Source organism: Inquilinus ginsengisoli (assembly GCF_050434925.1).
GTDB lineage: Bacteria > Pseudomonadota > Alphaproteobacteria > DSM-16000 > Inquilinaceae > Inquilinus > Inquilinus ginsengisoli_B.
The window spans coordinates 7,792,711-7,817,650 of sequence record NZ_JBNDJK010000001.1; the positions used below are offsets into that span (position 1 = coordinate 7,792,711).

24 protein-coding genes are annotated in these 24,940 nt (G+C 70.7%); 9 read left to right on the plus strand and 15 right to left on the minus strand.

The genetic code is table 11. From position 1 onward, the window contains the following. Window positions 1-8: 8 nt before the first annotated feature. Window positions 9-764, plus strand: a complete 756-nt coding sequence (locus QFZ27_RS36485; RefSeq protein WP_429231705.1) for an SDR family NAD(P)-dependent oxidoreductase — start codon at window positions 9-11, stop codon at window positions 762-764. Window positions 765-792: 28 nt separating this feature from the next. Beyond that, a complete protein-coding gene (gene rhmD, locus QFZ27_RS36490) occupies window positions 793-1,983 on the plus strand; it encodes an L-rhamnonate dehydratase (RefSeq protein ID WP_429231706.1) in 1,191 nt (396 codons plus the stop codon). Window positions 1,984-1,987: 4 nt separating this feature from the next. Here the strand turns inward: rhmD and QFZ27_RS36495 are convergent, their stop codons facing one another. From QFZ27_RS36495 to QFZ27_RS36510, 4 genes are all read right to left on the minus strand, one after another. After that, window positions 1,988-3,499: a tripartite tricarboxylate transporter permease gene (locus QFZ27_RS36495; protein ID WP_429231708.1), complete on the minus strand. Its 1,512-nt coding sequence runs from the start codon at window positions 3,497-3,499 to the stop codon at window positions 1,988-1,990. A 16-nt stretch (window positions 3,500-3,515) separates the two neighbouring features. Beyond that, entirely contained in the window at window positions 3,516-4,019 is a 504-nt protein-coding gene (locus tag QFZ27_RS36500) for a tripartite tricarboxylate transporter TctB family protein (RefSeq protein WP_429231710.1), read from the minus strand. A gap of 114 nt (window positions 4,020-4,133) precedes the next feature. After that, window positions 4,134-5,117 carry a Bug family tripartite tricarboxylate transporter substrate binding protein gene (locus tag QFZ27_RS36505; protein WP_429231712.1) on the minus strand — a complete coding sequence of 328 codons (984 nt, stop codon included), beginning with the start codon at window positions 5,115-5,117 and terminating at the stop codon, window positions 4,134-4,136. 39 nt (window positions 5,118-5,156) lie between these two features. Next, window positions 5,157-6,176, minus strand: a complete 1,020-nt coding sequence (locus QFZ27_RS36510) for a 4-hydroxythreonine-4-phosphate dehydrogenase PdxA (protein ID WP_429231714.1) — start codon at window positions 6,174-6,176, stop codon at window positions 5,157-5,159. 165 nt (window positions 6,177-6,341) lie between these two features. Between QFZ27_RS36510 and QFZ27_RS36515 the strand changes: the two genes are divergently transcribed. Next, window positions 6,342-7,016 carry a GntR family transcriptional regulator gene (locus tag QFZ27_RS36515; RefSeq protein ID WP_429231715.1) on the plus strand — a complete coding sequence of 225 codons (675 nt, stop codon included), beginning with the start codon at window positions 6,342-6,344 and terminating at the stop codon, window positions 7,014-7,016. A 13-nt stretch (window positions 7,017-7,029) separates the two neighbouring features. Here the strand turns inward: QFZ27_RS36515 and QFZ27_RS36520 are convergent, their stop codons facing one another. The 5 genes from QFZ27_RS36520 to QFZ27_RS36540 are packed head-to-tail and all read right to left on the minus strand — an operon-like array spanning window position 7,030 to window position 11,914. Continuing rightward, on the minus strand, window positions 7,030-8,493 hold the full coding sequence (locus tag QFZ27_RS36520) for an aldo/keto reductase (RefSeq protein WP_429231717.1): 1,464 nt from the start codon (window positions 8,491-8,493) through the stop codon (window positions 7,030-7,032). Next, a complete protein-coding gene (locus tag QFZ27_RS36525) occupies window positions 8,477-9,472 on the minus strand; it encodes a branched-chain amino acid ABC transporter permease (protein ID WP_429231718.1) in 996 nt (331 codons plus the stop codon). Before QFZ27_RS36525 ends, QFZ27_RS36520 begins: the two co-directional genes overlap by 17 nt. Beyond that, the gene (locus QFZ27_RS36530) at window positions 9,469-10,380 is read right to left on the minus strand and encodes a branched-chain amino acid ABC transporter permease (RefSeq protein ID WP_429231720.1); all 912 of its coding nucleotides are present in this window, start codon (window positions 10,378-10,380) and stop codon (window positions 9,469-9,471) included. Before QFZ27_RS36530 ends, QFZ27_RS36525 begins: the two co-directional genes overlap by 4 nt. Further along, entirely contained in the window at window positions 10,377-11,114 is a 738-nt protein-coding gene (locus QFZ27_RS36535; RefSeq protein ID WP_429231721.1) for an ABC transporter ATP-binding protein, read from the minus strand. Before QFZ27_RS36535 ends, QFZ27_RS36530 begins: the two co-directional genes overlap by 4 nt. Beyond that, window positions 11,114-11,914 carry an ABC transporter ATP-binding protein gene (locus QFZ27_RS36540; protein ID WP_429231723.1) on the minus strand — a complete coding sequence of 267 codons (801 nt, stop codon included), beginning with the start codon at window positions 11,912-11,914 and terminating at the stop codon, window positions 11,114-11,116. Before QFZ27_RS36540 ends, QFZ27_RS36535 begins: the two co-directional genes overlap by 1 nt. A 152-nt stretch (window positions 11,915-12,066) precedes the next feature. Here QFZ27_RS36540 and QFZ27_RS36545 point away from each other — a divergent pair, with 152 nt between their 5' ends. From QFZ27_RS36545 to yghX, 5 genes are all read left to right on the plus strand, one after another. Beyond that, window positions 12,067-12,777 carry a GntR family transcriptional regulator gene (locus QFZ27_RS36545; protein ID WP_429231724.1) on the plus strand — a complete coding sequence of 237 codons (711 nt, stop codon included), beginning with the start codon at window positions 12,067-12,069 and terminating at the stop codon, window positions 12,775-12,777. Continuing rightward, entirely contained in the window at window positions 12,770-13,126 is a 357-nt protein-coding gene (locus QFZ27_RS36550) for a TIGR04076 family protein (protein WP_429231726.1), read from the plus strand. The genes QFZ27_RS36545 and QFZ27_RS36550 overlap by 8 nt, the downstream gene beginning before the upstream one ends. 7 nt (window positions 13,127-13,133) lie before the next feature. Then, the gene (locus QFZ27_RS36555) at window positions 13,134-14,186 is read left to right on the plus strand and encodes an aldo/keto reductase (RefSeq protein WP_429231728.1); all 1,053 of its coding nucleotides are present in this window, start codon (window positions 13,134-13,136) and stop codon (window positions 14,184-14,186) included. Window positions 14,187-14,245: 59 nt separating this feature from the next. Then, a complete protein-coding gene (locus QFZ27_RS36560) occupies window positions 14,246-15,505 on the plus strand; it encodes an ABC transporter substrate-binding protein (protein WP_429231729.1) in 1,260 nt (419 codons plus the stop codon). Between the two features lie 93 nt (window positions 15,506-15,598). Then, the gene (gene yghX / locus QFZ27_RS36565; RefSeq protein WP_429231730.1) at window positions 15,599-16,486 is read left to right on the plus strand and encodes a YghX family hydrolase; all 888 of its coding nucleotides are present in this window, start codon (window positions 15,599-15,601) and stop codon (window positions 16,484-16,486) included. Between the two features lie 285 nt (window positions 16,487-16,771). On the opposite strand, the gene QFZ27_RS36570 is transcribed toward yghX, so the two are convergent. Genes QFZ27_RS36570 through QFZ27_RS36595 form a run of 6 tightly spaced genes read right to left on the minus strand, consistent with a single transcriptional unit; the run spans window position 16,772 to window position 23,518 of the window. Further along, a complete protein-coding gene (locus QFZ27_RS36570; RefSeq protein ID WP_429231732.1) occupies window positions 16,772-18,034 on the minus strand; it encodes a neutral/alkaline non-lysosomal ceramidase N-terminal domain-containing protein in 1,263 nt (420 codons plus the stop codon). Continuing rightward, a complete protein-coding gene (locus tag QFZ27_RS36575) occupies window positions 18,031-19,161 on the minus strand; it encodes an N-acetylglucosamine-6-phosphate deacetylase (protein ID WP_429231734.1) in 1,131 nt (376 codons plus the stop codon). Before QFZ27_RS36575 ends, QFZ27_RS36570 begins: the two co-directional genes overlap by 4 nt. Next, complete coding sequence (locus QFZ27_RS36580) at window positions 19,158-19,928, minus strand: sugar isomerase domain-containing protein (protein ID WP_429231736.1); 771 nt, start codon at window positions 19,926-19,928, stop codon at window positions 19,158-19,160. Before QFZ27_RS36580 ends, QFZ27_RS36575 begins: the two co-directional genes overlap by 4 nt. After that, window positions 19,921-20,685, minus strand: coding sequence for a 6-phosphogluconolactonase (locus tag QFZ27_RS36585; protein WP_429231738.1), 765 nt, complete (start codon window positions 20,683-20,685; stop codon window positions 19,921-19,923). Before QFZ27_RS36585 ends, QFZ27_RS36580 begins: the two co-directional genes overlap by 8 nt. A 6-nt stretch (window positions 20,686-20,691) precedes the next feature. Next, a complete protein-coding gene (locus tag QFZ27_RS36590) occupies window positions 20,692-21,984 on the minus strand; it encodes an AGE family epimerase/isomerase (protein ID WP_429231740.1) in 1,293 nt (430 codons plus the stop codon). Beyond that, window positions 21,977-23,518, minus strand: a complete 1,542-nt coding sequence (locus QFZ27_RS36595) for a sodium:solute symporter family protein (protein ID WP_429231742.1) — start codon at window positions 23,516-23,518, stop codon at window positions 21,977-21,979. Before QFZ27_RS36595 ends, QFZ27_RS36590 begins: the two co-directional genes overlap by 8 nt. Before the next feature lie 165 nt (window positions 23,519-23,683). Here QFZ27_RS36595 and QFZ27_RS36600 point away from each other — a divergent pair, with 165 nt between their 5' ends. After that, window positions 23,684-24,688, plus strand: a complete 1,005-nt coding sequence (locus tag QFZ27_RS36600) for a LacI family DNA-binding transcriptional regulator (protein ID WP_429231744.1) — start codon at window positions 23,684-23,686, stop codon at window positions 24,686-24,688. The last annotated feature ends 252 nt before the right edge of the window (window positions 24,689-24,940 follow it).

The following is a 24,940-nucleotide window of genomic DNA, read 5'->3' on the forward strand; positions in this document are numbered from 1 at the left end:
GACCGGACATGACCGACGATCTCGGCCTGGCGGGGCGCATCGCCATCGTCACCGGCGCGGCCAGCGGCATCGGCCGGGCGACGGCGCTGCTGCTGGCCCGGCGGGGCTGCGTCGTCACCGCCGCCGACCGAGACGCCGCCGGGGTGGCCGAGACCGCGCGGCAGGGGGCGGAGGGCCGGATCGCGCCGGCCGTGTTCGACCTGGCCGATCCGGTGGCCTGCCGCGCGCTGGTCGAGACCACCGCCCAGACCTATGGCCGGCTGGACATCCTGGTGAACGCGGCGGCGCTGATGATCCGGCAGCCGATCGACGAGGTCGGCGACGACGCCATCGACCGGCAGATGCGGGTCAACCTGGCCGGGCCGTTCCATCTCTGCCGCGCCGCCCATGCCGCGATGGCGCCGCAGGGGCGCGGCCGGATCGTGCTGTTCGCCAGCCAGGGCGCCCACACCGGCGGCTATGTCGGCTCCGCGATCTACGCCGCGACCAAAGCCGGAGTGATCGCGCTGGCCAAATCCTTCGCCCGGGCGTGGGCGGCAGAGGGGATCACGGTCAATGTCGTGTCGCCGGGCGCCGCCGACACGCCGATGCTGCATGACGGCGTGGCCCCGGACGCGCTGGCCCGCTTCCTGGCGACCATCCCGCTCGGCCGCGCCGCGACGCCGGAGGAGGTGGCGCGCTGCGTCGCCTTCCTGGCCAGCGACTGGGCCGGCTACGTCACCGGCCACACCCTCGACGTCAATGGCGGCCAGCTGATGCGCTAGCCGTTCCCGCCACCCTCCGGACACCATCATGACCGCACCGCGCATCGCCGATATCCGCACCCATCTGATCGAAGGCACCGGGGACGGCGGCGACTATCACCGCCAGAAGGGCGGCCACTGGATCATCGACTCGCTGATCGCCAACCCGATGTCGGGCTATGCGCCCTACAAGGCGTCGCGGCTGAGCTGGGGCATCGACGTGCTCGGCTCGATCCTGGTCGAGATCGAGGACAACCAGGGCCGCATCGGCTTCGCCACCGGCTTCGGCGGCCCGCCGGCCTGCTGGCTGATCGAGAAGCATTTCCGCCGCTTCCTGGTCGGCGCCGACCCGCGCGACCTGAACCTGCTGTGGGACCAGATGTTCCGCGCCAGCATGTTCTATGGCCGCAAGGGCCTGCCCCTGGCCACCATCAGCGTCGTCGACCTGGCGCTGTGGGACTTGGTCGGCAAGATCCGGCAGGAGCCGGTCTACAAGCTGATCGGCGGCCGGACCAAGCCGGAGCTGAGCTTCTACTGCACCGGCCCGTTGCCGGCCGAGGCCAAGCGCATGGGCTTCTGGGGCGGCAAGGTGCCGCTGCCGCACGGTCCCGCCGACGGCCGCCAGGGGGTGCGGGCGAACCGCGAATTCCTGGCCGGGCACCGCACCGCCGTGGGGCCGGACTTCCCGCTGATGGTCGACTGCTACATGGCGCTCGACGTGCCGTACACGGTTGAGCTGGCCACCGCCTGCGCCGATCTCGGCATCCATTGGTGGGAGGAGGTGCTGCACCCCGACGACGTCGAGGGCTACGGCCTGCTCAAGCGCGCTTTGCCCGCCACGCGCTTCACCACCGGCGAGCACGAATATTCCCGCTATGGCTTCCGCCGGCTGATCGAGGGCCGGACCATCGACATCCTGCAGCCCGACGTGATGTGGGCCGGCGGGCTGACCGAGCTGCTGCGCATCGCCGCCCACGCCGCCGCCTACGACATTCCCGTGGTGCCGCATGGCAGCGGCCCGTACAGCTACCACTATGTGATGTCGCAGCCGAACGCGCCGTTCTGCGAGTATGTGGCGAACAGCCCGGACGGGCGCAGCGTGCAGCCGGTGTTCGGCAGCCTGTTCCGAAACGAGCCGGTGCCGCAGAACGGCCGGCTGGACGTCTCTGACGCCCCCGGCTTCGGGCTGGAGCTCAATCCGGACGCCCCGCTGAGACGGTTCGACGCCTCCGGATTCTGACCCATCAGGCCGGAGTGGACGGAGCCGGACGCCGGGCCATGCCGATCACGCGGGCGATCAACGGCCAGGCCAGCATGGCGAGGCCCAGCGTGGTGATGCTGCCGACCAGGGCGTTCGACCAGAACACCGACAGGTCGCCACCGGACATGATCATCGACTGGCGGAACGCATCCTCGGCCTTGTCGCCCAGCACCATGGCGAGCACGAGGGGTGCGATCGGGTAGTCCAGCTTCTTGAAGACGTAGCCGGCAATGCCGAAGGCCAGCACCAGCCCCATGTCGACGGGCGAGTTGGCGACCGTATAGGCGCCGGCGAAGCACACCACCACGATCACCGGCCCGATCACGGCGAAGGGGATGCGCAGGATGGCGCTGAACAGCGGCACGGTCGCCAGCACCAGGGCGACGGCGACGACATTGCCGAGATACATGCTGGCGATCAGGCCCCAGACGAAGTCCGGCTGGTCGATGAACAGCATCGGGCCGGGCGTCAGGCCCCAGATCATCAGCCCGCCCATCATCACCGCGGCGGTGGCCGACCCGGGCACGCCCAGCGCCAGCATCGGCAGGATGGCGCAGGTGCCGGCGGAATGGTCGGCGGCCTCGGGCGAGACGATGCCGGCCGGGTCGCCCTTGCCGAAGGCCTCCCTGCGCCGGGCGAAGCGCCGGGCCAGGCCGTAGCTCATGAAGCTGGCGGCGGTCGGCCCGCCCGGGGTGATGCCCATCCAGCAGCCGACCAGCACGCTGCGCAGCAGCGCCAGCCAGTGCCGCGGCAGCTCGCGCATGGCGCGGCCGACATCGCGCAGCCCGACCCGGGCGCGGATGCCGTCGAAGCGCAGCCCCTCCTCCATGGTCAGGATCAGCTCGCCGATGCCGAACAGGCCGATCACCGCGACCAGGAAGCTGATCCCTTTGATCAGGTCGGCGAGGCCGAAGGTCAGGCGCAGGTTGCCGGAGACGGTGTCCATCCCGACCGTGGCGAAGGCGAAGCCCAGCATCATCGACACCAGGGTCTTCGCCGGCGACCCGCTGCCCATGCCGACGAAGGAGGTGAAGGCCAGGAAGTAGACGGCGAAGAATTCCGGCGAGCTGAAGCGCAACGCGAACTGCGCCACCCAGCCGGACAGGAGGGTGATGACCACCACCCCGGCCAGGGCACCGAACCCGGCCGACAGGAAGGCCAGGGTCAGCGCCCGCGCCGCCTGGCCGGCCCGGGCCATCGGATAGCCGTCGAAGGTGGTGGCGACCGAGGACGGCTCGCCCGGGATGTTGAACAGGATCGAGGTGGTGGATCCGCCGAACAGCGCGCCCCAATACATGCAGCTGAGCAGGATGATGGCCGAGACCGGGTCCATGGCGAAGGTCAGCGGCAGCAGCAGCGACACGCCGTTCGGCGCGCCGAGGCCGGGCAGCACCCCGACCAGGATGCCAAGCATCACGCCCAGCACCATCAGCATCAGATGGTAGCCGCTGAGCACCGTGCCGAAGCCGTCGACGAGATGAGCGAGGTTGTCCACGAGGCGTCTCCGGATGTCAGGCCAGGCCGAGCCAGGTCTCGACCGGGCCCTTCAGCAGCGGCACCTGGAACCAGGTCTCGAACACCAGCCACAGCAGCGCGGCGACGCCGAGCCCGACCGGCACGGCCGTCCGCAGCCGGTAGCCGCCCTGCAATGCCATCACCCCGGCGAGGTAGAGGGCCGAGGCGACGTAGAGGCCGAGCGGCAGCGACAGCGCGACAAAGGCCGCCATCGGACCGAAGAAGGCCGCCACCCGGCGCAGCCGCACGCTGTCGAGGAACACGTCGCGGCTGCGCAACCGGATCGCCTGGACAAGGGTGCCGAGGCTGCCGGCGACGATGATCAGGCCGACGGCGAAGGGGAAGGTGCCGGGCTCGGGCCCCGCCTCGTTCCAGCCGATGCCGCCCTGCAGCCCGCCGATGGCGACCGCGACGCCGACCGCGCCGGTGGCCGCCGAGGCCGCGCATTCTATCGCGAAGCGGGAGATGCGGCCGGTTTCAGGTCCATGATGTTCAGACATCGGCTATCCCCGGCATCCTCCCCCTCCCCTTGCGGGAGGGGGAGAGTGGAAAACACGCGTCAGTTCTGGTGATCGAACTCTGAGAAAGCCTCCCCTTGCGGAGCGGCCTCCCCGTCAGCCGGCGAGCCAGCCCTGCTTCTGGTAGACCGCGCGCACCCGGTCCTGCTCGGCGCGGATATAGGCCTGCCATTCGTCGCCGGTCAGGAACCGGCCGCTCTGCGAGCTCTTGGCCAGATAGTCCTGCCATTCCGGCGTCTCGCTGACCTTGCGCAGCAGGTCGGTGTAGAAGGAAGTCGCCTCCGCCGGCACGCCGCCGGGCAGCCAGACCGCGCGCGGCATCTGGTAGCTGTCGATCGGGATGCCCTCGTCGCGGCACAGCGGGATGTCGGCCCAGCCGAGATCGCCGGATACCTTCGGGCCGGCCGGCAGGCGCTGCGTGGCGAAGACGCAGAGCGGCCGCACCATCCCGGCCTGCCACTGGCCGCGATTCTCGTTCGGGTTGTTGGTGTTGCCGGCGATATGGCCGCCGGCGAGCTGTACCGCGGCTTCGTTGCCGCTCTTGAACGGGATGTAGGTGAAGCGGGTGCCGGTGGCCTCGCCGACCATGGTGACCAGGGTCTGGTCGACATCCTTGGACTGGCTGCCGCCGAACTGGATCGCGCCCGGCGTCTCCTTGGCCGCGGCCAGCAGCTCAGCGGCGGACTTGTACGGCGACTCGCCGTTGACCCACAGCACGAACTCGTCCATCGCCATCGCCGCCACCGGGGTCAAGTCCTCCGGCGCATAGGGCAGATTGGCGACGTAGGGCAGCAGGTACTCATTGTTGGTGCCGAACACCAGCTTGTGCGGGTCGCCGGCAGCGCCCTTGCCGTAGACGAAGCCCTCGGCGCCGCTGCCGCCACCCTTGTTGCTGACGATGATCGGCCGGTCCACCAGCTTGTGCTTGACGATGATCGCCTGCACCGCCCGGGCGAAACTGTCGGTGCCGCCGCCGGGGCCGGAGGTGACGACGAATTCAATCGGCTTCTGCGGTTCCCAGGCCTGGGCGGATGCCATCGGCAGCAACGCTGCCAAGGCCAGGGTCAGTTTCTTGAGCATGTTCCGTTTCCTCCCTTTGCTTGTGATTGATGGGCCGGATCAGCCCGGCGGGACGTGCCGCCGCGCCGCCATGCGGACGGCCAGCAGCACCGCGGCGCGGCTGGCGCCGATATCGGCGATGCCCTTCCCGGCGATGTCGTAAGCGGTGCCGTGGGCGGGGGTGCAGATCGGGAAGGGGAAGCCGCCGAGCATGGTGACGCCGCGGTCGAAGCCCATCAGCTTCATCGCGATCTGCCCCTGGTCGTGATACATGGTCAGCACCGCGTGGCAGCCTTCCTTCGGCGCCCGCAGGAAGACGGTGTCGGCGGGGTACGGGCCGACGACGTCGAGGCCCTCCGCCGCCGCGGCGCGGACCGCCGGGCCGATCACCTCGATCTCCTCGCGCCCGAAATTGCCGCCGTCGCCGGCATGCGGGTTCAGCCCGGCCACGGCGATGCGCGGCCGATCGATCCCGGCGCCGCGCAGGCAGCCGGCGGTCAGCGCCAGCTCGGCCCGGATGCCGTCCGCGGTGATCGCCGCGGCCACGGCCGAGAGCGGGATGTGCGAGGTGACCCGCGCGTTCCAGATCGTGTCGAGGATGTTGAATTCGCGGGCGGCGCCGGACCAGCCGATGGCATCCGCGACGAAGCGGATCTCGTCGTCATAGCCGGGCGTGGCGTAGCGCATCGCCTGCTTGTTGAACGGGGTGAAGCACACAGCGTCGGCCCCGCCGGCGGCGGCCAGCTTCAGCGCGTGGCGGAAGTTCTCGGACGCGAACTTCCCGCCGGCCAGCGTCGCCTCGCGCGGCGTCACCTCGGCCGGGTCGAGATGGCGGAGATCGACCAGCACGGGCCGGTCGCCCGGCGCCTTCTCTTCGGTGGTCACCTCGAGGTCCAGCGTCACGCCGGCCACCTGGGCCCCGACGTCGAGGATGCGGCGGTCGCCGAACACGACGAACCGGGCCGCGGCGCGAAGCTCGTCCAGAACCAGCAGGCGGGCGGTCAGCTCCGGGCTGATGCCGGCGGGATCACCCATGGCGAGGGCGATGACGGGACGGCGGATGTCGGGCTGGGCTGCCACGGTGCTCCCCAAATCTTCTTGCTTCTGGAGGGACCGTAGCAGTCATGCATGCACACATCAAGCATGCTGCACTCTGCATACAGAATGCTGAGATTGACCTTCGTGGGGCTTATTCGCCATGCTTGGGCTGGCCGGGCGATGCCGCCGGCGGGGTGCGAGGACGGGATGGAACTTCTGCAGGACGCGTTGGCCGATAGCGGCCCGATCGCCCGCCCGTCGCTGCACGACCAGATCGTGGGCCGCATCCGCGACATGGTGATCGAAGGCGTGCTGCCGGCGGGCGCGCGGATCCATGAGGGGCATCTGGGGGCGCAGCTCGGCGTGTCGCGCACGCCGCTGCGCGAGGCGCTGAAATACCTGGCCAGCGAAGGGCTGCTGGACCTGGTCCCGGGCCGCGGCGCCGTGGTCAAGCGCTTTTCCGCCAAGGAGATCCAGGACATGCTGGCGGTGCTGGGCCTGCTGGAAGCCGAGGCCGGCCGGCTGGCCTGCGCCGATGCGTCAGACGACGGTATCCGCGAGGTCCGCGGCCTGCACGACCGTATGCTCGAATATTACGGCCGGCGCCAGCGGCTGGAGTATTTCAAGCTGAACCAGGCCATCCACTCCGCCATCCTGCGCCTGTCCGGCAACGCGGCGCTGGTGACGGTGCACGGCATCCTGCAGTCGCGGCTGAAGCGGATCCGCTTCATCGGCAACGGCAGCGAGGAGAAATGGGCCGCGGCCGTGGCCGATCACGAGGAGATGATTGCATCCCTCGAAGCCCGCGACCCGGAGCGCCTGGCCGCGATCCTCAGCCGCCATATGGCGGAGAGCTGGAACCGGGTGCGGGACTCGATCTGACTGCCCTGCCCCGTCAGGAAACGACCGCCTCGATCTCGATCTCGACCTCGTAGTCGCCGACCAGAGCACCGGCCTGGACCAGGGTGTTGGCCGGCTTGATCGCGCCGAAGACCCGGCCATGGGCGCGCGACACCGGCTCCCATTTCTCGGCGTCGCGCAGATAGATGCGGCTGCGCACCACGTCCTCCATCGACCCGCCGAGCGCCGTGATGGATGAGGCGATCTTGTCGAGGATGTAGGTGGTCTGCGCCCCGGGATCGCCCGGCGCGACGCAGCGGTCGCCGCCATGGGTGGCGGTGGTGCCGGAGACGCGGATGGTGTCCTTCACCCGCACGGCGCGGCTGTAGCCGGCGATCGGCTCCCACACGCTGCCGGAGGAGACCCGCAGCCGGTCCGGCCGGCCGGGCACCGGCTCCGCCGTGAAGATCGACGGGATGGCGTCGAGATGGTGGCTGAGGTCGCCCGAGGCGGTGAGATAGGGCGGCCGGCGGTACTCGTCGCCGCAATCGCCGGGGATCGCCGTCGCCGCGGCGAAGGCGTCGTCGAGCCGCCCTCTGTCCTCGGCGTCGAGGGCGAAGCCGAAAGCCTTCAGATTGTCGTCGCGGTGCTCGCTCTCGCCCAGCCGCGCGCCGATGATGGCGGCGGCCACCGCCTCATGCTCCAGCACCCAGCGGGTCGCGACGTTGGAGACCGAGACGCCGTGCTTCCGCGCGATGTCGGCAGCGGCCCTCAGGATGCCCTGGAAGACGTCCCAGCCACCCGCCGTGTCGATGAAGCGCTTGTATTTCGACCGGCTCCAATCCGGCATCGCCGCGGGTTCCGGCCGGCCGAGCCACTTGTCGGAGAGGAAGCCGCCACACAGCGTGCCATAGGCCAGCAGCTTCACGCCCTTCGCCCGGCACAGCTCGGACAGGGCACCGGCGGCGCGGCGGTCGACCAGGGAGAACGACACCTGGTTGGTCAGCACCGGCACGCCATCGGCCAGCGCCACCGCCAGATGCGCCGCGTCGAAATTGGTGACGCCGATGGCGCCGATCAGCCCCTCCTGCCGCAGCCGCGCCATCTCGTGCAGCGCGTCGAGCCAGGCCGGATGCTCGAAGCTCCACCAATGGAACTGCAGCAGGTCGACCCGGTCGACGCCCAGGCGGTCGAGCCGCTCCTGGACGCCGCGGCGGACCACCTCGGCGGTCATCGGCCCCGGCTCCGGGCACCATTTGGTGAAGGCGAGCGGCCGCCCGGCGCCCTTGCCGTGGCGGGCCAGCAGCCGGCCGGCGATCAGCTCGGCGCTGCCGTAATGGTCGGCCATGTCGAAGCTGTCGAAGCCGGCCCGGGCATAGGCATCGAGGGCATCGGCGCCGCGCTCGGGGTCGAGAATCGTGCCGTCCTTCTCCAGGTCCGCCACCTGCCACAGCCCGCAGACCAGGCGGCTGATCGAGAGGCCGGGACCGAGATCGATGCGCTCAGGGGTTGCCGGCACGGGATGTCTCCTTGGTGGTCCGGCGCGACAGCCGGCCGAGATGGCGCGACACCACCCGGTCCTCGCCCAGCATGCCGCGCGGGCGCAGCAGCAGGACGGCGCAGAGGGCGACGCCGATCATGACGATCTGCAGCGCGGCCGCGCGGGCCTGCTGGTCGGGCGGGAACAGCGCGGAAATGGCGCCGCCCGAGGCCGCCCACAGGCCCCAGACGAAGACCGCGCCCAGGATGGCGCCGCGGTTGTTGCCGGAGCCGCCGACGATCAGCATCGCCCAGACCTGGAAGGTCAGCCGGGGCAGATAGTTGTCGGGCGCGATGAAGCCGATGAAATGCGCCTGCACCGCCCCGGCCAGGCCCATGATGCCGCCGCCGATGGCGAAGGCCTGCAGCCGGAACGCCCGCGCGTTCTTGCCCAGGGCCCGGGCCGCGGTCTCGTCCTCGCGGATCGCCCGCAGCACCCGGCCCCACGGGCTGCGCACCAGGCGTTCCAGCGCGAGGTAGAGCCCGAGGACGACCGCGGCCAGCACGCCGAGATTGGCCAGGCCGAACAGCAGCGGGTCGCCGGCCAGATCGGCGAAGGGCCGCGGAATGAAGCCGATGCCGAACGGCCCGCCGGTCACCGGGATCAGGTTGAGGGCACAGAGCTGCACGGTGACGGCGACGCCGAAGGTGGCGATGGCGAGATAGTCGGCCCGCAGCCGGATGGTCAGCGCCCCGATCAGGAAGGAGATCAGCGCCGCGGCCAGCGCCCCGCCGAGCCAGCCGACGACGATCGGCAGGCCGAAGCCGCCGAGCCGGTCGGGCGCGTCCGGCGTGGTCAGCAGCGCCGAGACATAGGCGCCGATGGCGACGAAGCCGGCGACGCCGACATTGAACAGCCCGGTCTGGCCCCACTGGAGATTGAGGCCCAGGCACATCACGGCATAGGTCAGCGCCATGGTCAGGAAGAAGCAGCCATAGGCGACCAGCTCGACGCTCATTCCGCCCTCCCGAACAGGCCCTGCGGGCGGACCAGCAGCACCAGCACCAGCACGACGAAGGCGACGGCGGCGCGCCATTCCCCGCCGACCAGCGGCACGGCCACCGCCTCGGCCAGGCCGACGACCAGCCCCGCCAGCATGGCGCCCGGCACGCTGCCGATGCCGCCGAGGATTGCCGCGGCGAACAGCGGCAGCAGCAGGTCGAGCCCCATCTGCGGCCGGATCTGGACCAGGAGCCCGGCGAAGATGCCGGCGATTGCGGCCAGCCCCGCCCCCATCAGCCAGACGGTGCGAACCACATTGCGCACATCGATGCCGACGACGCCGGCCAGCTGCGGGTTCTCGCTGACCGCGCGCATCGCCCGGCCGGTCGCGGTGCGGGTCAGCATCAGGTGCACGGCGAGGACGAGGATCGCGGCGACGCCGAGCGACAGCAGCTGGTCCGGCGTGGCCCTGAGGCCGCCGCCGAGCGGCAACGCGATCTGCAGCGCCTTGGTGTAGTAGGCCGGCTTCGAGGTGAAGATGAATTCAAGCAGGCTGCGCAGCGTCAGCGCGGCGCCGAAGCTGGCCATCACCAGGATGATGATGCTGCTGCGCTTGTCGCGCAGGCGGCCGAACAGCAGCGCGTCGACCAGCAGCGCCAGCCCGCCGGTCAGCACCACGGCGATCACGGCCGCGATCGGCAGCGCCCAGCCGAAGGAGAACGGGCCGATCGGGGTCAGCAGTCCGCCGGAGACGCTGCCGAGCGCGCCGGCGGCGGCCAGCGCGGCATAGGCGCCCCAGGACAAGAGCTCGCCATGCGCGAAATTGGCGAAGCGCAGGATCGAGTAGGTCAGGGTCACGCCGATCGCGCCGAGCCCGATCATCGCACCGGTGATCAGCCCGTCTATCAGCACCTGCGGGCTCATGGCGAAGCCCCGTGGCGGCGGGCGCCGAGATAGAGTTCGGCCACGATCGGGTCGTCGGCGAGGCCGGCGGCCGGCCCCTCGTGGCGCACCTGGCCTTCGACCAGGATGACGGCGCGGTCGGCGATAGCCAGGGCTGCCTTCACGTTCTGCTCCACCAGCACGATGGTGACGCCGGCCCGGTTGATCGCCTGCAGCCGGGCGAAGACCTCGGCCACGATCTTCGGCGACAGGCCCGCCGAGGGCTCGTCCAGGATCAGCACCGAGGGCTCCACCACCAGGGCGCGGGCCACCGCCAGCATCTGGCGCTGGCCGCCCGACAGCTGCCCGGCCCGCAGCGACGGCCGCGCCGCCAGGTCGGGGAACATCGCATAGAGCGCGGCGATGCGACCGGCGCGCCGGTCCTTCGGCAGGATGTCGGCCGCGGCGCGCAGATTGTCGTGGATCGACAGGGTGGCGAAGATGTTCTCGGTCTGCGGCACGAAGGCCAGGCCGTGGCGGATCTTCTGATGCGCCGGCACGACTGTGATGTCCGTGGTCCCCAGCGCCATCGTGCCGGAATGGACCGGCACCAGCCCGGCGATCGCCTTGACCAGGGTCGACTTGCCGGCGCCATTCGGCCCCAGCAGCACCACCAGCTCGCCGCGCGCCACCCCGAAATCGACGCCGCGCACGATCGGCAGGTCCGGCTCGTAGCCGGCGACGATGCCCCGGGTCGACAGGGCGGCGGTGTCCATCAGGCCACCCCGCCGAGATAGGCGTCGACCACGGCCGGGTTGCGCGCGATCTCCTCCGGCGCGCCCTCGGTCAGGTAGCGGCCCGAGGCCATCACCACGACGCGGCCGCACAGCCGCGCCACCATCTCCATATTGTGCTCGATCAGCAGGATCGACCGGCCCTGCCGGTTGAGCTCGAGGATCCGGTCGATGATCAGCTCGAGCAGCGTCGGGTTCACCCCGGCCGCCGGCTCGTCGAGCAGGATCGCCTGCGGGTCGGCCATCAGCACCCGCGCCAGCTCCAGGAGCTTGCGCTGGCCGCCGGACAGCACCCGCGCCGGCTCATGTTCGAGATGCGACAGGGTGACGAAGTCGAGCAGCGCCCGCGCCTTCGCCACCGCCGCTCGCTCCTCGGCGGCGACGCGGCCGGGCCGGACCAGGTTCAGCCAGATCCGCTCGCCTGCCTGGCGCTGGCCGCCGGTCAGCACATTCTCCAGCACCGTCATCTCGGCGAAGGGGCGCGGGATCTGGAAGGTGCGGGCGACGCCATGGGCGATGCGCTGCTCCGGCCCCCGGCGCGACAGCTCGCGGCCGGCGATCCGGATCGTGCCAGCGCTCGGCGCCAGGCTGCCTGCCAACAGGTTGAACAGCGTGGTCTTGCCGGCCCCGTTCGGGCCGATCAGCCCCAGCATCTCGCCGCGGCCGAGCGCGATCGACATGCCGTCCACCGCGCGCAGGCCGCCGAACTGCTTGACCAGGTCGCGCCCCTCGATCACGGGCGCGCCGGCGGAAGCGTTCGGGGCATGTGCGGCTGGTTGCATCCGCCTCGGACCAATTTTGATCGATGATGTTTGATCAAAGTTTACACGCGGCTGGTTGGCAAGTAGAAAATTGGGGGCAGTCAGAACGACAGCCTGGAGGGTTCATTGCCCGATCGGGACCAGCCCACAGTGCCCAGCACGGACGCGACCGCATGAGCCGGCGCCGGACGCTGTCGCCGGTCGGGCGCGAGACGTTGCACGACCGGGTCTATGCAGAGCTGCGCCGGTCGCTGATCCACGGCATGTTCGATGCCGGCGAGGTGCTGCGCATCGTCGAGCTTTCCGAGACGCTGCAGACCAGCACCATGCCGGTGCGCGAAGCGCTCGGTCGGCTGGTCTCCGAGCAGGCGCTGGAGGCACTGCCAAACCGCTCGGTGCGGGTGCCGCTGATCACCCGCGAGCGGCTGGACGACCTGGCCCGCGCCCGCTGCCTGATCGAGGGCCAGGTGACGGCGCTGGCGCTGCCCAACCTGTCGGCAGCGGATTTCGACCGGCTGCGGCAGTTGACGGTGGCGTGCGAGGAGGCGTTCCGCAGCGACGAGGTGGACAAGGCGCACCGGACATCGGAGCTGAACCACGACTTCCATTTCGCCATCTACCGCGCCGCCGGGTCGGCCGTGCTGATCCCGATCGTCGAGAGCCTGTGGCTGCAATCCGGCCCCTATGTCCGCGCCGCGGCGCAGATCCATGACGAGCAGCGCGACATCCCGGCCACCCACTTCCACTGGGAGCTGATCGCGGCGCTGGAGCGCGGCGATGCCGGCGGGTCGACCCGGGCGCTGACCGACGACATCACCCGGTCCTTCCGCCTGATCCGCGGGCGGCTGGATGCCGCGGATGCCGAGGAGAGAGCCTATGGCTGACACGCCCGACGACAGCTTCGAGCTGTACGACCTGCGGGTCGAGGTGGTGGCGCCCGAGGACGGGCCGATCTATTGCGGCGCCAAGGTCGGCGACCATTTCGAGCTGCGTGGCGAGATGCTGCATTTGCCGCCCGGCCAGGGCTTCTCGATCTACTCGCTGGCGGCGCTGCTGCCGCTGCTGCCGGCCAAGCAGCGGCCGACCCATGCCCATGACTGGATGACGACGGATACCGAGGTCGCCTGCCCCGACCCGAACTGCTCGTCGCGCTTCCGCATCACCCGGACCGGCAAGCGCCGGTTCAGCCATGCCGCGACCACGGCGGTGCCCTTGCCGCTCCAGGACGAGTGAGGCGACCATGCAAAGATTCCCGCTGGCCCCGGACTACGAGATCTCGCGCGTGATCCGCGGCGGCTGGCAGCTGTCGAGCGGCCATGGCGCAGTGCGCAGCGACGACCCGGTGGCCGACATGATGGCCTTTGCCGATGCCGGCATCACCACCTTCGACTGCGCCGACATCTACACCGGCGTCGAGGAGATGATCGGCCGCTTCCGGCGGCAGTATCGCGACCTGCGCGGGGCGGAGGCGCTGGACCGGATCAAGGTGCACACCAAATTCGTGCCCGACCTGGAGGTGCTGCCGCACATCCGCAAGGCCGATGTCGAGAGCGTGATCAACCAGTCGCTGCGGCGGCTGGGGGTGGAGCGGCTGGACCTGGTGCAGTTCCACTGGTGGGACTACGACGCGCCGCGCTGGCGCGAGGCGGCACTGTGGCTGGAGGAGCTGCACCGCGCCGGCAAGATCCACAAGATCGGCGGCACCAATTTCGACACCGACCACATGCTGGAGATCGTGCAGGCCGGCGTGAAGCTGGCCACCATGCAGGTGCAGTATTCGCTGCTCGACCGCCGGCCGGAGCGGCGGATGACCCGGGCTGCGGCCGAGCACAACGTCTCCTTCCTGTGCTACGGCACCGTCGCCGGCGGCTTTCTGGGCGATCGCTGGCTCGGCGTGGCGGAGCCGGCGGTGGAGGCGCTGGAGAACCGGTCGCTGGTCAAATACAAGCTGATCATCGACGATTTCGGTGGCTGGGACCTGTTCCAGGCCCTGCTGCAGGCGCTGCGCCGGGTCGCCGACCGGCACGGCACCGACATCGCCACGGTGGCCAGCGCCGCGATGCTCGGGCGGCCGGGCGTGGCGGCGGTGATCGTCGGCGCCCGCAACCGCGACCACCTGGCCGCGAACCTCGCCGTCGCCAGCCTCGCTTTGACCGAGGAGGACCATGCCCTGATCGCCGAGGCACTGGCGGGGGCGCGGGAGATCGAAGGCGACGTCTTCGCGCTGGAGCGCGACCGCCACGGCCGCCACGGCGCGATCATGAAGTACAATCTGAACAAGGGTGCCGCGTGAGCTTCGTCAAACAACTGCCGGCGGCAGGTCGCCGGTCCAATCAAACAGGGAGTACAACAATGAAACGGATCCTTCTGACCACCGCCCTGGTGGCGGTTATCGGCACGCCGGCGCTGCCGGCCGCCGCCTGCGACATCACCGTCGGGCTGGTGATGGAGCTGACCGGCCCGGCCGGCGCCTATGGCCAGGCCGGCGCCAAATCCGTCGAGATGGCGTTCCGCGACATCAACGAGGCCGGCGGCGCTGCCGGCTGCAACCTGGTGACCGACACCCGCGACAGCCAGAGCCAGGGCACCGTCGCCGTCGACCAGGCGACGCAGCTGGTCAACATCAAGAAGGTGCCGGTGATCATCGGCGGCATCATCTCCTCGGTGTCGATCCCGATCCTGACCTCGGTGACGGCACCGGCCGGGGTGGTGCAGGTGTCGCCCGCCTCCTCCTCGCCGACGCTGACCGCGCTCGGCCGCGACGGCAAGACCAACGGCGTGTTCTTCCGCACCATCACCTCGGACGCGCTGCAGGGCACGGCAGCGGCGAAATACGCTCTCGACCAGGGCCTGAAGAAGATCGCCATCATCCACGTCAACAACGATTTCGGCGTCAACATCGTCCGCGAGTTCTCGGCCGCCTACACCAAGCTGGGCGGCACCATCACCTCGACCACGCCCTACAACGAGCAGCAGTCGAGCTATTCCGCCGAGGCCAGCGCGGCGATGGCGGGCGAGCCGGAGGCGCTGTACCTGGTCAGCACCCCGGTCGATGGCGCCACCATCGCCCGCGCCTGGATCTCGGGCGGCGGCCCGCAAAAGCTGCTGCTCAATGACGGCATGAATTCGAACGACTTCATCGAAGCCGTCGGCGCGCAGTATCTGAACGACACCTACGGCACCTCCTCCGGCACCAGCAAGACGGCTTCGACCGACTATTTCTACGGCGCCTACGAGGCGTTCTCCGGCGGCATCAAGCCGGACGCGCCGGCGGCCGACCGCTCCTACGACGCCGGCGCCATCGTCGGCCTGGCCATCGCCAAGGCCGGCAAAGCCGACGCCGCGGCGATCAAGGCCGCGATCCCGCAGGTGGTGGCCGAAGGCGGCACGCCGATCCATGCCGGCAAGGCGGAGTTCGCCAAGGCGCTGCAGCTGATCAAGGACGGCAAGCCGATCAAATACGAAGGCGTCATCGGCCCGGTCAGCTTCGACAAGTATGGCGACATCACCGGCCCGTTCCGGCTGTGGCGGATCCAGGACGGCAAGGTCACCACGGTCGGCGAGATGAGCGCCGCCGAGGTCGACAAGATCCGGGCCGAGCTGGCGAAATGATTTTGTAACCGACGGGTCCGGCCGCGACGAACGTGAGGACGTGGAGCCGCTTCAGGAGTCGCGAGGCGGCCCGAACGGAAAGGGGAGCGCTGCATGACCCGTCTTACCGCACAGGACTTCCAGCCCGAGCTGCTCGAGCTCTACGACTACTACGTCCATGGCAGGATCACGAAACGGGAGTTCCTCGACCGCGCCGGCGCCTTTGCCGTCGCCGGACTGAGCGCGGCGGGGATCCTCGCCTCGCTGAGCCCGAACTACGCCATGGCACAGCAGGTCGAGTTCACCGACCCGGATATCGTCGCCGAGTACATCACCTACCCGTCGCCCAAGGGCAATGGCGACGTCCGCGCCTACCAGGTCCGCCCGGCCAAGGCCACCGGCAAGGTCCCCGGCGTGGTCGTGGTTCATGAGAACCGGGGCCTCAACCCCTATATCGAGGATGTGGCGCGGCGCGTGGCCAAGGCCGGCTTCGTCGCGCTCGCCCCCGACGGGCTGAGCTCGGTCGGCGGCTATCCCGGCAATGACGACAAGGGGCGCGACCTGCAGCAGAAGGTCGACCCGGCGAAGCTGATGAACGACTTCTTCGCCGCGGTCGAATTCCTGATGCAGAGCGACCTGACCACCGGCAAGGTCGGCATCACCGGCTTCTGCTATGGCGGTGGCGTCGCCAATGCCGCGGCCGTCGCCTATCCCGAGCTGGCCGCCGCCGTGCCCTTCTACGGCCGGCAGCCGAAGGCGGAGGACGTGCCGCGGATCAAGGCGCCGCTGCTGCTGCACTATGCCGAGCTGGACACCGGCATCAATCAGGGCTGGCCCGCCTATGAGGCGGCGTTGAAGGCGGCGGGCAAGACCTACGAGGCCTATATCTATCCCGGCACCAATCACGGCTTCCACAACGACTCCACGCCGCGCTACGACGAGGCGGCGGCGAAGCTGGCCTGGGACCGGACGATCGCCTGGTTCAAGAAGTACCTGGCTTGAGGCTGCAAGACCTTTCAAATTTGACTGCCTGAACCGCCCCTTGCTTTCCACTCTCCCCCTCCCCTCCCCTCGCGGGAGGGGGTTGGGGGAGGGGGTTCTCTCGGCTCGAGCCGGCCCAGACTGTCGCACACCGGCACGGACGGCGAGTTCGGTGCCCCTTACATTTGCGCGCGGACGCGCGCAGCCCCTCCCCCTGCCCCTCCCGCAGGGGGAGGGGGAGGATAGAAGGGATAGATCAGGCCCAGATGGCGCGATGGTCTGAAAAGGTCTCGCCGTGCAATACGGTCACCTTGCCAATTCGATCGCGGCCTCGACCAGCCTCTCGGCCGCACCCGGCGAGAAGGCGGCCGGCAGGCCGTAATAGCGGTGCGCCTCATCCACCTCGTAGCCGCCGTGCCGGTATTCGCCGGCGGGCGGGATGTAGCCGGGGCAGCCATCGGCGAAGCCGAAGGTCATGGTGCGGCCGGCGAAGGAATCGCCGTCCAGCGCGCGACGAAGGTCGAGCCCGGTCCGGGCGAAGATCTCGCCCGGCAGGCCGATCAGCCGCGCGCCACTCCAGTCGAACAGGGTGACCCGCGCCGACCATGGCGTGAGCGGACGGGACGCCACCCGTTCGGCCCAGTCGATCCAGCAGCGCAGCAGGGCGGCCCGAGCCGGATCTGCCGCCGCAGCCTCCCGACGCCAGGCATCCGCCAGGACAACCGGCGCCTCGGTTTCGGTGCGCGCCAGCGGCAGCATCAGCTCGGTGCAGGCGGCGCGGATGTCGTTGCCGAGGGGCTGCTCCAAGGCCTGCAGCGCCGATTGCGCGATCCGGGCGCCGATGAGCTCGGCCTCGGCGAAGGTTCGGTCCAGCCGCGGCGCGGTCGAGATCGAGGCATGCGCCGGATGGCCGGTGTTGATGTCGCCGGTGCAGCCGGTGAGGAAGATCGCGACGGCGCCTGGATGGGCCGCCTCCAGGTGACGACGGACCGCGCCGGGATAATCGGCGGTGAACAGCGTGTTGTCGGCGCCCAGCACCACCGGGTGCAGGGCGTGGCATGTGAGCACCGCGATCGGCGCCCCGCCCTCCTCCCGGATGCGCAGCACCGGCAGCGCCGGATCGACCGGGCCGCCGGCGTGGCGTCGGTTGCGGGCGATGCCCGGGTCCGTGCCCCGGCCGAAGCCCAGCCGGGCCGGCCGCCGCGCGGCACGGGCCTCGGCGACGGCGCGGACGCAGGCATCCTCCAGCCGCTGCAGCCAGGCCGGGTCCAGCCCCGGGCCGAGGCGTCCCGGCATGGCGACGGGGCCGCCATGGGTGTGGGTGGCGGCGACGATCAGATGGCCGTCGGCAAGGCCGGCGCGGTCGCGGATCCGGCGGCAGCTGTCCTCATGCAGGCCGATGGCGTCGGCGACCACCAGCGCCGTCTCGCCGACCGCCACGGCGCGGACGGTCAGCGGATCATGCATGCCGGTGGCGGGGCTGGTGCGGGCGGCGAAGCCGGACATCGCAAGGCCGGCCGGGGGCGTCACGTCGATCACCGCCGCGCCGGCTGGCACCAGCTCGCTCACGGCCGCTCCTCGCCCATCACCAGGACGGTGTCGATCACCAGGTCCCGGTCGCCCGGGGCCCAATAGAAGCGGATCAAATCGGCCGGCGCGCCCACGGCCAGCACGCCGCGTCCGCCCACGAAACGGCCGGGATTGACGGTGGCGAGGCGCAGGGCATCGGCCAGCGAGAGACCGGCCGCCTCGATGGCGAGGGCAACGTCCTGCTTCAGCGGCCGGGCGGCGCCCGCGAGGAAGGGCGTGCCGGCGAGGCCGAGCCGCCCGTCGGCCGTGAGCTCGACCCGGCCGCCGATCGGCTGGTCGTAGAGGCCGGGCGGCAGGCCGGCCAACGCCGCAGCGTCGGAAACCAGCACGGCACGGTTCAGCCCCTTGGCTCGCAGCATCGCCTTGAGCACCTCGGCCGGCAGGTGGTGGCCGTCGGCGATGAAGCTGGCGGTCAGCCGGTCCTCGGCCAGTTGCGACCAGATCGGATTCGGATGGCGCGGCAGCGTCGCGGCGATGCCATTGCCGAGATGGGTCGACAGTGTCGCCCCGGCCTCCACCGCCGCCGCGATCTGCGCCGGCGAGGCGTCGGTGTGGCCGATCGCGGCATGCACACCTCGCGCCGCCAAGCCGCGGATATAGTCCGGCGCGCCGTCATGGTGCGGCGACAGGGTGACCAGGCCGAGGAGCCCGCCGCAGGCTGCCTGCCAGCGGTCGAACTCGGCGAGGTCCGGCGGCCGCACCTGGTCGCGCGGATGCGCCCCGCGCGGCCCGTCGTCCAGCGAGATGTGCGGCCCTTCGACATGCACCGCCGGGATGGCATGGGCGACCAGCGGGTCGGCCGCGCGGGCGGCGGCGATGGCGGACAGCGCCGCGGTGATCGAGGCCTCGGACGCGGTGATCAGCGTCGGCAGGAAGCTGGTGACGCCGCCCTCCCGCAGCACCGCCGCCAGCCGCGCCACCGTCTCCGGCACCAGGCCGCCGCCGTTCAGGTCGTGCCCGGCAAAGCCGTTGACCTGCAGGTCGACCAGCCCGGCCGACAGCCAGGCCGTCTCGCCCGCTGGGCCGTCCTCGATCGCGGCCACCCGCCCGTCCGCGACCGTGACCGCCAGGCTGCGGCCGGTGGCCGGGTCGCGGCCGGTGATCACAGCGACCGGACCCGGCCGCGGAACCGGCCGATGAAGCGGCCATTGGCTTCGTCGCCTCCGGGCGCGTTGCCGCTGCGCCAGACCGGCGGCTCGATGCCGCGCTCGGCCAGCCTGGCGATGGTGCGGATGACCAGGCAGTTCAGCGCGAAGGCGTTGGCGAAAGTGGACACGGCCGCCACCGGCTCCCCCACCCCCGGGATCCGCACGACGGCGTCGCCGACCGGCACCTTGGTGTCGATGGCGATGTCGGCCAGGTCGTGCAGGTTCTGCTTGGTCGGGTGGCGGGCGGGATGGTCTGCGGCCGTCTGGTCGGCATGGCCGCGCGAGCTGACGCCGATGACGAAGGCGCCGCGCGTCTTCGCCTCGATCGCCGCGTCGATCAGCGCGGCGTTGATGCCGTAGGCGTTGACCAGGATCAGCAGGTCGTCCGGCCCCAGGCCGCGGTCGGCGATCACCACCCGGCCGTATCCGGGCGTGCGCTCGATCGCCATCGACCGCAGGGCACCGTTCGATAGCAGCGTGCCCTCGTCGAGGATGGCCGAGACATGCATCAGCCCGCCGGCGCGGAAGAAGATCTCCTGCGCCGCCAGGTTGGAATGGCCGCCGGGCCCGAAGACATGGACCAGCCGGTCGGCTTCGATCTGGTCGGCCAGCCGGGCGGCCGCACGGTCCAGGCTGTCGCGCTCGGTCTCCAGGATCGCGCGCATCAGGTCATGCGTACGGTCGAGATAGGCGGCGCAGAGGGCGTCGGCGTCGATGTCAGCCATGGGGGTTCGACTCCGGGTCCAGGAACAGGGTGACGGCAGGGTGCCGGCGTAGCGCCGTCGCCGGGCAGGCGGCGCCGATGCGGTCGTGCAGGGCGCGGCGCACCGCCTCGCGCTTGGCAGCGCCCGGCACCACGCAGACGAGGCGATCGGCCCGCAGCAGCCGCGGCACCGTCAGGGTGATGGCATGGGTCGGCACGGCGTCGAGCCGAGGGAAGCAGCCGTCATCGACCTGCTGCTGGCGGCAGACCTTGTCGAGTTCGACCACCTTCACGTCCAGCGGGTCGGTCAGGTCGGCCACCGGTGGATCGTTGAAGGCGAGGTGGCCGTTCACGCCGATGCCGAGGCAGACGATGTCGATCGGCGCTTCCGACAGGAGCCGGGCATAGGCGCCGGCGGCCGCTGCCGGATCGTCGCCGGGGTCGATCAGATGGACGGCGCCGAAGGGCAGCCGGTCGAACAGGTACCGGCGCAGCCACAGGGCGAAGCGCGCCGGCGCATCCGGCGCCAGGCCGATATACTCGTCCATGTGGAAGGCAGTGACGCGGCCCCAGTCGATACCGGGCTCCGCCACCAGCGCGTCGAGCATCTCGGCCTGGCTCGGCGCCGCGGCGAAGATCATGCGGGCGGACCCGCCATCCCGCAGGAGCCGCCGCAGCTTCGCCGCCACGACGGATGCGGCGGCCCGGCCCATCGCGGCGCGGCTGGGATGGACCTGGACATCGATGCCGCCGATCGGGGCGGGTGCGGGCAGGGTCATGTGCAACTAGCTCCGTTGGCCCGGCGGCAGGACCTCCGCCAGCCTTTCGATCATCAGCAGCAAGGCCCGGGCGATATGGAACGGGTCTTTCACCGGCAGCGCCACCGTCTTGTCGAGCGCCGCGCCGGCGCGGTCGCGGATCTGCACCCATTCGCCGCCCGGGCCAGCGGGGAAGACGCGGTACGTATAGGCTGCCAGCCGGTCGTGCCAGGCGGCGAGGTCGGCCCGCCCGGTCTCGATATGCAGCAGCGCCAGCGTGTACAGCGCCTCGGCGTGCGGCCACCACAGCTTGGTATCCCAGGTGTCGATGACGAGGTCCTCATAGCGGTCGCCGGTCCGCCGCCCGCGCGGCGCGCCGCCGTCGCGGTCGGCATAGCGCAGCAGCCCGCCCTGGTCCTCGTCCCAGCCCAGCGCCGCGGCGCGGATGGCGATGTCGGCGAGGATACCGGCATCGAACAGCCGGGACTCGGCCGCGATGCCCCGGCGCCGCAGGGACTGCCCGGCCCGCAGCAGGAACCAGCAGGCCTCCAGGACATGGCCCGGGGTCCGATGGCGGGCCAGCAGCGTGTCGGCGTCGTCCGCCGACGCCGGCGCCATCTCGGCGATGTCGTCGCCGGCCAGGAAGTCCGCCTCGATCTCGCGCACCGCGCCCAGCACCGTTTCGGCGGCGGCTGCGGAGCCGGTCGCGTCCACCACCTCGGCCCCGACGCCGACCAGGATCATCGGCAGCGAGAAGCCGCGGAAGCCGGCCCGGATCGGATAGGGCTCGGTGCGCGCGGTGCCGGCAGCGATGCGGCCGGCGGCATTCGCCAGCAGTTCCTCCGCCATCTCGCCCCACTCCCCCTCCCCGCTCTCCGCCGCCAGTGCGGCGAAGCCGAGGGTGGTGAACAGGTCGGCGAAGACGCTGGCGTGAAGATCCTGCCCCGGCGCCAGCGGCTTCGGCGTGCCGTCCTGCGCCAGCAGATAGGCGGTGCTGCCGTCCGGCAGCAGTGCGTGGTCGCGCAGCAGGATTGCGGTGCGGTGGGCCCGGTCGAGGCAGGCGACCCGGTCGATCTCGACCAGACCGAGCCGCCCGGCACGGGCCAGCCGCGCCATCAGCCAGACCCACCGCCCCTGCGACCAAGTGTATTTGTCGCGCGACAGCATCCGGCCGCCATCGTTCGACCAGCAGGTGAACACCCCGCCATGGCGGTCGTCCGGGCCGTTGGCCAGCCACCAGGCCAGGACGTCGTCGACAAGGTGGCGGGCGGTGGCCCGGCGCAGCGCCGCCGGGTCGGCGATGGAGACGGCCTCAGGCACGGCTGGCGCTCGGGCGTTGGGCGGGCATGCCGGCCACCGCGGTCTCGTCGCTCTCCAGCGCGTCGATCAGGGCATCGGCCTCGGCGTTCCGCCACGGCGCCACCAGGCCGATCACGATGAACACGGCCAGCGAGCACAGCACCGGCCCGGCCACGGTGATCGAGGTGGTCCAGTCCGGGTTCAGCGCCTTGATCTCGCCCACGAAGACGTATTTCACCAGAACGAACACGATCAGGCCGGTGGCCCAGGACGCCAGCGCCGCGGTCGGGCCGCAGCGCCGGAAGGCCGGCAGCATGCCGAACAGCATCGGGATCGCGATCGGCCCGACCAGCGCGCCGAACCACAGGATGATCAGCCCCAGCACGCCGCCGAAGCTGTCGGCCGTCAGCGCGATGCCCATCGACAGGGCGATGAACAGGAAGGTGCTGAGCCGGCCGACGAACAGCTCCGTCCGGCCGGACATCGTCCGCGCGCCCTTCCAGATCACCGGCAGGATGTCGCGGGTGACCACGGCCGAGACGGCGTTGGCGTCGGAGGAGGTCATGGCCATGGTGTGCGCGAACATGCCCGCCAGCACCAGCCCGACCAGGCCGGTCGGCAGCAGGCTCTGGGTCAAGAGCGCATAGGATTGCTGCGGCTGGTCCAGGTTCGGCAGCAGGATCGGCGCCGCCCACATCGGGAAGAACAGAATCAGCGGCCACACCAGATACAGCGCCGCGGACAAGAGCGCCGCCTTGCGCGCATCGCCGCCCGTCGGCGCGGCGATGAAGCGCTGCGCCAGGTTCCAGGTGCCGCCATTGTAGGACAGGGTGTTGATCAGCAGATAGACCAGCACGAAGACCATCGTGTACTGGCCGTTGAACGGCTGGGAATGGCCGGGCGGCAGCTGGTCCCAGATGGTCCACAGCGCCGAGACGCCGCCCAGCTTGGCCAGCACCGCGAAGAACATCACCGCCCCGGCCAGCAGCTGGATGACGAACTGGCTGAAATCGGTCAGCGCATCGGCCCACAGCCCGCCGATGGTGGAATAGATCAGGGTGACGCCGCCGGTCAGCAGCACGCCCCAGACCAGCGGCACATCTGCGAAGACCTTCAGCAGCAGGGCCGTGGCGGTCCATTTGGCGCCGACATCGAACACCTTCAGCGCCCCGCCGCTCCAGGCCAGGACCTGCTGGGTCGGGACGTTGTAGCGGGTCGACAGGTATTCCAGCGGCGAGATGATCGCCAGGCGCTGCCGCAGCCGCGACCAGCGCGGCGCGAACAGCACCGACCCGACCACCATGGCGAAGGCGATGCCGATCGCCCACCAGACATAGAGGGTGAAGCCTGCCGTGTAGGCGATCGCGGCATAGCCGACGAACACCGCGGCGCTGTAGCCGGACATGTGGTGCGACACGCCGGACAGCCACCAGGGCATCCGGCCGCCGGCGGTGAAGAAGTCGGCCGCCGTCTTGATCTGGCTGCGGGCCCAGACGCCGATGCCGATCATCAGCAGGAAATAGGCCCACAGCACCACCCAGTCGAACGTCCCCATGAAGTCCCCCTTGCTGCCGGCCCGATCGTTGCGGGCCTTCTGGCGCAAAGGTGTTATGCAACCGGTTGCATGTCAAGCCGCAACCGATTGCACGATCAAATTTTCAAGCGATGTACCATTTCGCTCCGCCGCGCTAAGACTGTGGCAGCGAACCAGCGGGCACCCATGGACCAGCCGCCGAAATCCATCCCGACGATCGAGCAGGTGGCCCGCGCCGCGGGCGTGGCGCGGTCGACCGTGTCGCGCGCCTTCAGCCGGCCCGGGATGCTGAGCCCGGCGACCGTGGCCCATGTCATGGCCGTGGCCGTCCGGCTGGGCTATGCCCCGAACCTGGTGGCGCGGGCGCTGTCGACCGGCCGCTACGGCAACATCGCGCTGATCGTGCCGGACGTCGCCAACCCGTTCTTCCCGCCGCTGATCCGGGCCGCGGAGGCGCGGGCGGATGCCGCCGGCCTGTGCGTCTTCCTCGGCGATTCGGACGAGGACCCGGCGCGGGAGGAACGGCTGACCGGAAAGATGGCGGCGCAGGTCGACGGCTTCGTCCTGGCCTCGTCGCGCCTGGCCGACGATGCGATACGGGCGCTGCGCGGCCGCCGGCCGGTGGTGCTGGTCAATCGCGACATCGAGGGGCTGGACCGGGTGCTGATCGATAGCGCCCCAGGCACCGCCGCGGCGGTCCGCCACCTGCAGGCGCTGGAACACCGGCGCATCGCCTATATCGGCGGCCCCCCCTCCTCCTGGTCCAACCAGCAGCGGCGGTCGGCGGTGCTGCGGACGGCGGGGGAGCTCGGGATCGAGGCCGTCGAAGTCGCTGCCGAGCGGCCGTCCTATGAGGGCGGGATGGTGGCAGCCGCGGCGGTGCTGTCGGCCCGGACCACCGCGGCGATCGCCTTCGACGACCTGGTGGCGCAGGGCCTGCTGGCCGGCTTGGCCGGGCTGGGGATCGAGGTGCCGGCCGGGTTCAGCGTGATCGGCTGCGACGACGTGCTGGGCGCCCGCACCTACCCGCCGCTGACCACCATCTCCTCACGCTCGAACGACGCCGGCCGGGCGGCCATCGAGATGCTGCTGGCGCAGATCGAGTCCGGCTCATCTTCGGGCACGGCGCGACGGCTGGCGACGAAGCTGATCGTCCGCGCGACCACGGCGGAGCCGCCCGGCCGCCGCTGACCGGCAGGCGACCGCATCCCCACGCCGAAGCCCTTTCCGGCGCCTTGTCAGAGATGGTCGGACGATTCCGGGACCAACCGATCCGGCATGGCGGCGCATGGAACGCCCGGAATCCGGTCTCCCCGCACGGTGCTGGCGATCTTGGCGACGAAGCGGCGTTTCACCTCGTCCAGCTGCAGCTCGAAAGCATCTGCGGGGTTGCAATTGTCGTTGGCCTGAGGCCGGGGCGTAATCATGGCGTCGTCGAATGCA

What these genes read in the sequence shown, in the direction of transcription:
- QFZ27_RS36485 (WP_429231705.1), top strand. Translation starts at nt 9, where the DNA reads ATGACCGACGATCTCGGCCTGGCGGGGCGCATCGCCATCGTCACCGGC.
- rhmD (WP_429231706.1), top strand. Translation starts at nt 793, where the DNA reads ATGACCGCACCGCGCATCGCCGATATCCGCACCCATCTGATCGAAGGC.
- QFZ27_RS36500 (WP_429231710.1), bottom strand. Translation starts at nt 4,019, where the DNA reads ATGTCTGAACATCATGGACCTGAAACCGGCCGCATCTCCCGCTTCGCG.
- QFZ27_RS36505 (WP_429231712.1), bottom strand. Translation starts at nt 5,117, where the DNA reads ATGCTCAAGAAACTGACCCTGGCCTTGGCAGCGTTGCTGCCGATGGCA.
- QFZ27_RS36515 (WP_429231715.1), top strand. Translation starts at nt 6,342, where the DNA reads ATGGAACTTCTGCAGGACGCGTTGGCCGATAGCGGCCCGATCGCCCGC.
- QFZ27_RS36525 (WP_429231718.1), bottom strand. Translation starts at nt 9,472, where the DNA reads ATGAGCGTCGAGCTGGTCGCCTATGGCTGCTTCTTCCTGACCATGGCG.
- QFZ27_RS36530 (WP_429231720.1), bottom strand. Translation starts at nt 10,380, where the DNA reads ATGAGCCCGCAGGTGCTGATAGACGGGCTGATCACCGGTGCGATGATC.
- QFZ27_RS36535 (WP_429231721.1), bottom strand. Translation starts at nt 11,114, where the DNA reads ATGGACACCGCCGCCCTGTCGACCCGGGGCATCGTCGCCGGCTACGAG.
- QFZ27_RS36540 (WP_429231723.1), bottom strand. Translation starts at nt 11,914, where the DNA reads ATGCAACCAGCCGCACATGCCCCGAACGCTTCCGCCGGCGCGCCCGTG.
- QFZ27_RS36545 (WP_429231724.1), top strand. Translation starts at nt 12,067, where the DNA reads ATGAGCCGGCGCCGGACGCTGTCGCCGGTCGGGCGCGAGACGTTGCAC.
- QFZ27_RS36550 (WP_429231726.1), top strand. Translation starts at nt 12,770, where the DNA reads ATGGCTGACACGCCCGACGACAGCTTCGAGCTGTACGACCTGCGGGTC.
- QFZ27_RS36555 (WP_429231728.1), top strand. Translation starts at nt 13,134, where the DNA reads ATGCAAAGATTCCCGCTGGCCCCGGACTACGAGATCTCGCGCGTGATC.
- QFZ27_RS36560 (WP_429231729.1), top strand. Translation starts at nt 14,246, where the DNA reads ATGAAACGGATCCTTCTGACCACCGCCCTGGTGGCGGTTATCGGCACG.
- yghX (WP_429231730.1), top strand. Translation starts at nt 15,599, where the DNA reads ATGACCCGTCTTACCGCACAGGACTTCCAGCCCGAGCTGCTCGAGCTC.
- QFZ27_RS36580 (WP_429231736.1), bottom strand. Translation starts at nt 19,928, where the DNA reads ATGGCTGACATCGACGCCGACGCCCTCTGCGCCGCCTATCTCGACCGT.
- QFZ27_RS36585 (WP_429231738.1), bottom strand. Translation starts at nt 20,685, where the DNA reads ATGACCCTGCCCGCACCCGCCCCGATCGGCGGCATCGATGTCCAGGTC.
- QFZ27_RS36595 (WP_429231742.1), bottom strand. Translation starts at nt 23,518, where the DNA reads ATGGGGACGTTCGACTGGGTGGTGCTGTGGGCCTATTTCCTGCTGATG.
- QFZ27_RS36600 (WP_429231744.1), top strand. Translation starts at nt 23,684, where the DNA reads ATGGACCAGCCGCCGAAATCCATCCCGACGATCGAGCAGGTGGCCCGC.